This window comes from Pseudomonas sp. UBA2684, assembly GCA_002354655.1.
GTDB lineage: Bacteria > Pseudomonadota > Gammaproteobacteria > Pseudomonadales > Pseudomonadaceae > Aquipseudomonas.
Window position 1 is genome coordinate 315,415 of sequence record DELY01000050.1, and the last position, 7,909, is coordinate 323,323.

Genomic DNA, 7,909 nt, shown 5'->3' on the forward strand with positions numbered 1-7,909 from the left:
ATAAAGTCAAAATCCGCTGCTAAGATGATGAGCAGCATTGAAAAACGGCTTCACGCCGCAGTACTACTGGGTTTAGTCGCGGCGCTAGGGCGCTCCACGTGAAGACACATAATAAAGGGATTCACCGCATGAGGAAATCACTACTCGCCCTGCTACTGCTCGCCGCAGGCGGCTTGGCCCAGGCCGAAGTGCAGCTCAAGGACGGTCACCCAGACCGTTATACCGTGGTCAAAGGCGATACCCTCTGGGATATCTCCGGTAAGTTTCTCAGCCAGCCGTGGAAGTGGCCAGAAATCTGGCACGCCAACCCGCAAGTGGAAAACCCCCACCTTATTTACCCTGGCGACCTGCTGAGCCTGGTCTATGTCGACGGTCAGCCGCGCTTGATGCTCAACCGTGGCGAGTCGCGCGGCACCATCAAACTGTCGCCGCAAGTGCGCAGCACACCGATGGCCGAAGCCATTCCGACCATTCCGCTGGAGGCGATCAACAGCTTCCTGCTGAGCAACCGCATCGTCGATACCCCGGAGCAGTTCCAGGGTGCGCCGTATATCGTCGCAGGTAACGCCGAGCGCGTGGTCAGCGGTGCCGGTGACCGGGTTTACGCCCGCGGCGCCTTCGACGAGAGCGCGCCGGTATACGGAATTTTCCGCCAGGGTAAGACCTACGTCGATCCGGACACCCAGGAGTTTCTCGGGATCAATGCCGATGACATTGGCAGTGGCGAGATCGTTGCCGAAGAAGGCGACATCGGCACCATGAGCCTGACCCGCTCGACCCAGGAAGTGCGCCTTGGCGATCGCCTGTTCCCCACCGAAGAGCGGGCAATCAATTCGACCTTCATGCCCAGCGAGCCAGACAGCGAAATCAATGGGGTGATTCTCGATGTGCCGCGCGGCGTGACGCAGATCGGCCAGTTCGACGTGGTGACCCTGAACAAGGGCGCGCGTGACGGCCTGACCGAGGGCAACGTACTGGCGATTTATAAAACCGGTGAAATCGTGCGTGATCGAGTCACCGGCGAAAACGTGAAAATCCCTGACGAGCGCGCCGGCCTGTTGATGGTGTTCCGTGCCTACGACAAGCTCAGTTACGGTCTGGTTCTCGGTGCCTCTCGCTCACTCGAGATCCGCGATAAGGTGCGTAACCCGTAATGCCCACAAGCCCCGCGAATGCGGGGCTTGTGCTTTCTGCTTAGCCCTTCCAGCCGCTTTTGCGGCGCGACCGATCAAGGATGATCAGCATGTCGCAACGTCCTCGCTATTCGATCTCCCCCGCCGAACTCGAAGCCCGTCTGCGCCTGCATAGCCTGCCGGAGCTGGGGCCGCGGCGTTTTCGCAAATTGCTCACCGCGTTCGACAGCGCATCGGCGGCGCTTAGCGCCCCAGCCAGTGCCTGGCGGGCGTTGGGCTTGCCGGCGGCCTGCGCCGAGCCCCGCCGCAGCAGTGAGGTGCGCGAGCGCGCGGCTGCGGCATTGGCCTGGCTGGAGACGCAGACACAGCACCTGTTGATGTGGGACGACCCCATGTACCCGGGGCTGCTGGCAGAGTTGCACGACGCGCCGCCCTTGCTGTTTGTCGCTGGCGATCCGACGCTGCTGGAGCTGCCGCAATTGGCCATGGTCGGCAGTCGGCGTGCCTCGCGTCCGGGGCTGGATACTGCGCACAGCTTTGCCCGCAGCCTGGCGGCCGGGGGGTTTGTGATTACCAGTGGCCTGGCCTTGGGCATCGACGGTGCGGCGCATCAAGGCGCGCTGGATGTGGCCGGTAAAACCATCGCCGTGCTGGGGACGGGGTTGCGCTGCCTGTACCCCGCGCGGCACAAGCAACTGGCCGCCGATATCGTCGAGCGTGGCGGTGCGTTGGTCTCCGAGTTGCCGCTGGATTGCCCGCCGCAGGCCAGCAATTTTCCGCGCCGTAACCGGATCATCAGCGGTTTGTCGCTGGGCGTGCTGGTGGTCGAGGCCAGCCCGTCCAGTGGTTCGTTGATCACCGCACGGCTGGCCGCCGAGCAGGGCCGCGAGGTGTATGCGATTCCCGGCTCGATTCATCACCCCGGCGCGCGCGGTTGCCATCAGTTGATCCGCGACGGCGCCACGCTGGTGGAAAGCATCGAGCATATTCTTGAAGCCTTGCGCGGTTGGCAGCAGCCCATGGCGCTGGTCGCACCGGCAGCACAGGGCCACGCCGCCCACCCGCTGTTGGATTTGCTGCATGCCGCACCGCATAGCAGCGAAGCCTTGGCAGCGGCCAGCGGCTGGACATTGCCCGAGGTGTTGGCGGCACTCACCGAGCTGGAACTGGACGGTCGCGTTGCTCAAGAAGGGGCGCGCTGGGTGGGCCGCGCGGGCTAGCTTGGATACACTGCGCGACAGCCGTTTAACCGGAGAGCAGTGGATGGTCAGCAGTTGGCAGGTTCAGCAGGCAGCGCGGGTGGTGCGTCAAGGTGGTGTGATCGCCTACCCGACCGAGGCGGTATGGGGGTTGGGCTGCGATCCCTGGAACGAGACGGCGGTGGAGCGGCTGCTGGCGCTCAAGGAGCGGCCGATACACAAAGGCCTGATTCTGGTAGCGGATGACATCCAGCAGTTCGACTTCCTCCTCGAGGATCTTCCCGAGATCTGGCAGGAGCGCCTGGCCGGCAGCTGGCCGGGGCCGAATACCTGGCTGGTGCCGCACCAGGAGCGATTACCTGAATGGATCACCGGCGAGCATGCCAGCGTCGCCTTGCGCGTCAGCGATCATCCGCTGGTGCGCGCGCTCTGCGCCCTCACCGGCCCGCTGGTGTCGACCTCGGCCAACCCGGCCGGGCGGCCGGCGGCGCGCTCGCGCTTGCGCGTCGAGCAATACTTCCCGCAGCAGTTGGACAAGGTGCTCGGCGGCGCCTTGGGCGGGCGGCGGAACCCCAGCCTGATTCGCGACCTGATTAGCGGCGATGTAATTCGACCGTCTTGATGGCGTTCCGCTTGCGTCGGGTGGGTTAGCGGCGCATTGCCACGCAATTAATAGTTATGCGCTATGTGGTCGCCGCGTAACCCACCAATTCAGGCGTCGCAGATGGCCATAGTGGGTTACGCGACGCTCAGACGCCTCATTGGATGTACGTCTCTAACCTAGTCTACGGCAGCAGAATGGTCGAGCCGGTGGTCTGCCGGGCGCTCAGGGCGGTTTGTGCGGCGGCGGCGTCCTTGAGCGCATAGCGGTTGCCGATGTCGACATTCAGCTGGCCGCTGGCGAGCATGGCGAACAACTCGTCGGCCATGCTTTGCAGTCGTGCAGGCGTATCGGCGTAGCCTGCCAGGGTCGGCCGGGTGACGAACAGCGAGCCCTTCTGCGCGAGGATGCCCAGGTTGACCCCGGTGACCGCACCGGAGGCATTGCCGAAGCTGACCAGCAGACCGCGCGGCGCGACGCAGTCCAGCGAAGTGTCCCAGGTGTCCTTGCCGACGCCGTCATACACCACCGGGCATTTGTTGCCGTCGGTCAGTTGCAGCACGCGTTGCACCACGTCTTCGTGGCTGTAATCGATGGTCGCCCAGGCGCCCTGCTGCGTGGCGTGCGCGGCTTTTTCCGCCGAGCTGACCGTGCCGATCAGCTTCACCCCGAGGGCCTTGGCCCACTGACAGGCGAACGAGCCGACGCCGCCGGCTGCGGCATGGAACAGAATGGTTTCGCCGCCCTGTAGTGCGTAGACCTGGCGCAGCAGGTACTGCACGGTGAGGCCTTTGAGCATCACCGCCGCGGCCTGCTCGAAGCTGATCGCCTGCGGCAGCTTGACCAGCTTGCTTGCCGGCAGCACGTGCAGTTCGCTGTAGGCGCCAAGCGGTCCGGTGGCGTAGGCGACGCGGTCGCCGACCTGGAACTGGCTGACCGCCGCGCCGACCGCCTCGACGATGCCCGCGCCTTCGGTGCCCAGGCCCGACGGCAGCGCCGGCGGTGGGTACAGGCCGCTGCGAAAGTAGGTGTCGATGAAGTTCAGGCCGATCGCCTGATTCTGCACGCGCACTTCATGGGCGCCGGGCGCGGCGGGCTGATAGTCGCGGTACTCAAGGACTTCGGGGCCGCCGTGGCTGCTGAATTGAATGCGCTTGGCCATATCAGGCTCCTGACTAATAGGGATCGATTGAACCGCCCATGATGCGATCTCGGGCGCCTCGAGGCACCTATCCAATCGTCCCGCTTGACCGGCGTCAACTGCGAGGTGCCCCTGGCAAATGCTATGCTGGCCGCCGATTTCGCCGGCGTGCCCGACCACCTGCCGGCCTGACCCGCTTTCAAGGTGCCGCCGTGAGTGACCGTACTGAGGCCGTCAAAGCCTACCTGCTCGACCTGCAAGACCGCATCTGTTCCGCCCTGCAAGCCGAAGACGGCAGTGCCGAGTTCATCGAGGACGCCTGGCAGCGGCCGGCCGGTGGTGGCGGGCGCACGCGGGTAATGGAGAACGGCGCGCTGATCGAAAAAGGTGGGGTGAACTTCTCCCACGTGTTCGGCAGCGGCCTGCCGCCCTCGGCCAGCGCCCACCGCCCGGAGCTGGCCGGGCGTGGTTTCGAGGCGCTTGGCGTATCGTTGGTGATCCACCCGCACAACCCGCACATTCCCACCTCCCACGCCAACGTGCGCTTCTTTATCGCCGAGAAAGAAGGCGAGGAGGCGGTGTGGTGGTTCGGCGGCGGTTTCGACCTGACGCCCTACTACGCCAATGAACAGGACTGCGTGCACTGGCACCGCGTGGCGCACGACGCCTGCGCGCCCTTCGGCGCTGATGTGTACCCGCGCTACAAGGCCTGGTGCGACCGCTATTTCCACATCAAGCACCGCCACGAACCGCGCGGCATCGGCGGGTTGTTCTTCGACGATCTGAATGAGTGGGACTTCGACACCAGCTTCGCCTTTGTGCGCGCCATCGGCGACGCCTACCTGGCGGCCTACCTGCCCATCGTCCAGCGCCGCAAGGCGCTGGCCTACACCGAGGCGCAGCGCGAGTTCCAGGCGTTCCGCCGCGGCCGTTATGTGGAGTTCAACCTGGTCTACGACCGTGGCACGCTGTTCGGCCTGCAATCGGGCGGACGTACCGAGTCGATTCTCATGTCGCTGCCGCCGCACGTGCGCTGGGGCTACGACTGGCAGGCCGTGCCGGGCAGCGAAGAGGCGCGCCTAACCGAATATTTTCTGACCGACCGCGATTGGCTCGCCGGCGAAGCATAAGTTTGCCGGGCGGGTTAGCCGCCACGTTGATATTCGAGCAAGGCCGCTTTTTATGTGCGGCCCGACCCAACCGAGGCATGTGATCTTCAACATGAAAGGACTTTTCATGGACCGCTACGGCGTATTCGGCAACCCCATCGGCCACAGCAAATCGCCGCTGATCCATCGCCTGTTTGCCCAGCAGACCGGCGAGCAGCTGAGCTACGAAGCGCTGTTGGCGCCGCTGGAGGATTTCAGTGGTTTCGCTCGGGCGTTCTTCGCCGAAGGCAAGGGCGGCAACGTCACCGTGCCGTTCAAGGAACAGGCTTACCAGTTGGCCGACAGCCTCACCGCCCGCGCCCAGCGCGCCGGTGCGGTGAACACCCTGAAGAAACTGGATGACGGCCGCCTGCTCGGCGACAACACCGACGGCGCCGGTCTGGTGCACGACCTGACGGTCAATGCCGGCGTGGCGCTCAAGGGCAAACGCATCCTCCTGCTCGGGGCTGGCGGTGCGGTACGCGGCGTGCTGGAGCCGCTGCTCGCCGAGCAGCCGGCGGCGCTGGTGATTGCCAACCGCACGGTGGCAAAGGCCGAGCAACTGGCCCGCGAATTCGCCGACCTGGGCCCGGTGGTGGCCAGCGGCTTCGACTGGATCGACGCGTCGGTCGACCTGATCGTCAACGGCACCTCGGCCAGCCTGGCCGGCGAGCTGCCGCCGATCGCGCCGAGCCTGATCGCCCCTGGCCATACCCTGTGCTACGACATGATGTACGGCAAGCAGCCGACCGCCTTCAACCGCTGGGCTAGCGAGCATGGCGCGGCGCGTACCCTGGATGGCTTGGGCATGCTGGTCGAGCAGGCCGCCGAGGCGTTCTTCCTGTGGCGCGGCGTGCGCCCGGACAGCGCGCCGGTGCTGGCCGAGCTGCGCCGCCAGTTGGCCTGACGTTCTGCGCCGGTAGCTTCAGCCGTAAGGTGTAGCGTCTTGTGGGAGGGGCTTCAGCCGCGAGGTTGTCTGTCGCGGCTGAAGCCCCTCCCACCAAAGCCTCTATACGGCTCAATCCTCGAAGTGCACCGGACAGCGCTCGCGGCCTTCCAGCTTGTGGATTTCCTCGATCACCTGGGGCCGTGCGCGGCGCAGGGTCAGGCTGCGGTTCTGCGCGAGCAGGCGGCGCGCTTCCTGGTGGAGCATTTCCACCCCGGCGTAGTCGATGAAGTTGACGTGGTGGGCGTCGATGATCACCCGCTCGCCGTTGCTGCGCTGGATGATCTGTTGCAGGTAGTGGCAGGCGCCGAAAAAGATCGAGCCCTCGACCCGCAACAGCTCCTCTTCGCCCTCTTGCCAGAACTTCACCCGCGGCTGCGAGGTGCGCTTTAGGTAGAAGAACAGCGAGGCCAGCACCCCGGCGTAGATCGCCGTCTGCAACTCCAGCAGCAAGGTGGCGAGCAGGGTCAGCAGCATCACCAGGAACTCCGAGCGGCTGACCCGGAACAGCGCGCGCAGGCCGGGAATGTCCACCAACCCCCAGCAGATCAGCAGGATGCTCGCGGCCATGCACGGCAGCGGGATATGCGCGATCAACTCGGCGCCGAACAGCGCGAACAGCGCCACCAGCAGCGCGGAAAACACCCCGGCCAGCGGCGAGCGCGCGCCGGCTTGCAGGTTCAGCGCCGAGCGGGTGAAGGAGCCGGCCGACAGCGAGCCGGAGAACCACGGCCCGAGCATATTCGACAGGCCCTGGGCGCGGACTTCCTGGTTGGCGTCGAGAAACTGCTGCGACTTGCTCGCCAGCGCGCGGGCGATCGACAGGCTGGTGACCAGGCCGAGCATGCCGCAGGCCACCGCCGCCGGCAGCAGTTGCAGGACGCTGGACAGCTCGAAGCTCAGTGGGCTAAACGGCGGCAGACTGCCGGTGAAGGCGCTGACCAGAGCGATGTCCGCCGTGTGCGCCGGCAGGGCCAGTACCACCAGGCTGCCGATCACGATGCCCAGCAACAGTGCCGGCGCCCGCGGCCACAGGCGTTTGATCGCCACGCTCACGCCCAGGGTGAAGGCGGCCAGGGCTAGGGCGCGCCAATCGGTTTGCCCCAGGTGCTGGCCGATATCCAGCAAGGTGGCCAGAGCCGTGGCCTGGCTCGTCAGGCTGATGCCGAGCAGGTTGGGTAACTGGCCGAGGGCGATGACCACGGCCGCTCCCAGGGTGAAACCGAGCACCACCGAGTGCGAGACGAAATTCACCAGGGCACCGAAACGCAGCAGGCCGAGCAGCCACTGGAACAGCCCGGCGAGAAAGGTCAGCAGCAGGATGCGCGCGATGAACTCATCGCTGCCCGGCGTGGCGAGTTGGCTGACGCTGGTGAACAACACGATGGAAATGGCCGCCGTCGGCCCGCAGATCAGGTGCCAGGAGGAACCCCACAGGCAGGCGACGATCACCGGCACGATGGCCGCGTAGAGGCCGTATTCCGGCGGCAGCCCGGCGATCAACGCATAGGCGATGGATTGCGGCAGGGCCAGGATGGCGCCGCTGAGGCCGACCAGCAGGTCGTTGCCGAGGCTGCGTCGGCTGGTGTTGGGCAGCCAGCGCAGGAAGGGCAGCAGGGTCTGGCGGTTGGGTCGCGGCATTGCTCAATCCGGGGGGGTAAATAAAGGCTATGTCCCAGTTACGTGTTGCAGGAGAAGCCGTGCTGTTGTGGGAGTGGATTTATCCGCGAAAATCTTTGAA

Annotated in this window: 7 protein-coding genes; 5 read left to right on the forward strand and 2 right to left on the reverse strand. The window is 65.4% G+C overall.

The features are described 5' to 3' along the window. Positions 1-128: 128 nt before the first annotated feature. The 3 genes from B3M58_RS19170 (at position 129) to B3M58_RS19180 (ending at position 2,954) form a co-directional block, all read left to right on the forward strand. Positions 129-1,154 carry a LysM peptidoglycan-binding domain-containing protein gene (locus B3M58_RS19170; RefSeq protein ID WP_296221525.1) on the forward strand — a complete coding sequence of 342 codons (1,026 nt, stop codon included), beginning with the start codon at positions 129-131 and terminating at the stop codon, positions 1,152-1,154. An 89-nt stretch (positions 1,155-1,243) separates the two neighbouring features. Then, a complete protein-coding gene (gene dprA, locus B3M58_RS19175; protein ID WP_296221526.1) occupies positions 1,244-2,353 on the forward strand; it encodes a DNA-processing protein DprA in 1,110 nt (369 codons plus the stop codon). 43 nt (positions 2,354-2,396) lie between these two features. Further along, positions 2,397-2,954: an L-threonylcarbamoyladenylate synthase gene (locus B3M58_RS19180; protein WP_296221699.1), complete on the forward strand. Its 558-nt coding sequence runs from the start codon at positions 2,397-2,399 to the stop codon at positions 2,952-2,954. Between the two features lie 163 nt (positions 2,955-3,117). Here B3M58_RS19180 and B3M58_RS19185 read toward each other — a convergent pair whose 3' ends face one another. Continuing rightward, positions 3,118-4,095: an NADPH:quinone reductase gene (locus B3M58_RS19185; protein ID WP_296221527.1), complete on the reverse strand. Its 978-nt coding sequence runs from the start codon at positions 4,093-4,095 to the stop codon at positions 3,118-3,120. Positions 4,096-4,286: 191 nt separating this feature from the next. Between B3M58_RS19185 and hemF the strand changes: the two genes are divergently transcribed. Both hemF and aroE read left to right on the forward strand, forming a co-directional pair. Continuing rightward, positions 4,287-5,204: an oxygen-dependent coproporphyrinogen oxidase gene (gene hemF, locus B3M58_RS19190; protein ID WP_296221529.1), complete on the forward strand. Its 918-nt coding sequence runs from the start codon at positions 4,287-4,289 to the stop codon at positions 5,202-5,204. Positions 5,205-5,310: 106 nt separating this feature from the next. Continuing rightward, entirely contained in the window at positions 5,311-6,129 is an 819-nt protein-coding gene (aroE, locus tag B3M58_RS19195; protein ID WP_296221701.1) for a shikimate dehydrogenase, read from the forward strand. A gap of 111 nt (positions 6,130-6,240) precedes the next feature. Here the strand turns inward: aroE and B3M58_RS19200 are convergent, their stop codons facing one another. Further along, positions 6,241-7,809: a SulP family inorganic anion transporter gene (locus tag B3M58_RS19200; RefSeq protein ID WP_296221531.1), complete on the reverse strand. Its 1,569-nt coding sequence runs from the start codon at positions 7,807-7,809 to the stop codon at positions 6,241-6,243. Positions 7,810-7,909: the final 100 nt, after the last annotated feature.